Genomic DNA, 700 nt, shown 5'->3' on the forward strand with positions numbered 1-700 from the left:
CTGCTCTGTCTGGCCGTGGCACAGCACCTGCTCGGCTTCTCCTCGGAGAGCAGGTGGATCCGGTACTCCCGGATCCACCTGTCCGGCATGTTCCCGGCCATCCCGCACCAATCCGGCTATAACAAGCGTCTCCGGGCCGCGGGACCCATGATCGCGGCAGCGATCACCGCCCTGGCACGGGACACCCCGTCCTGGCACGAGGTCCTGCGCCTGGTCGATTCCACCCCCGTGCCGTGCGGCATGTCCCGGGAAACCGTCAAACGCTCCGACCTGTCCGGGCACGCCGGCTACGGCTACTGTGCCTCCCACTCCCGGTTCTTCTGGGGCCTGCGTCTCTACCTGATCAGCACCCCTGACGGGATGCCCGTGATCTGGGGCCTGGCGAACCCGAAGATCGGTGAACGTGAGGTCACCCAGGCCCTGCTCGAACACGACCACCACCTCATCCGGGCCGGGCAGGTCATCCTCGGGGACAAAGGCTTCGCCGGCCGCGACTTCGAACGGTTCATCACCGAGGACCTCGGCGCGCACCTGATCCGCCCGGACCGCAAAGACGAGAAACCCCGCTTCGGCAAACTCGGCGGCATCCGGCAATGGATTGAATCCGTCTTCGACACCCTCAAGGGCCAACTCGGCCTCGAAGAACACGGCCGGCCGACCATGGCTGGCGTCTACGCCCGGGTGGCAGCCAGACTCCTCG

At 66.9% G+C, this 700-nt stretch carries 1 protein-coding gene; it reads left to right on the plus strand.

Features of this window, described 5'->3' with window-relative positions:
* The coding region (locus M8J71_RS23160) for an IS982 family transposase (protein ID WP_256250213.1) at window positions 1–700 on the plus strand (700 nt) is incomplete at both ends.

This window comes from Pseudarthrobacter sp. R1, assembly GCF_024494415.1.
GTDB lineage: Bacteria > Actinomycetota > Actinomycetes > Actinomycetales > Micrococcaceae > Arthrobacter.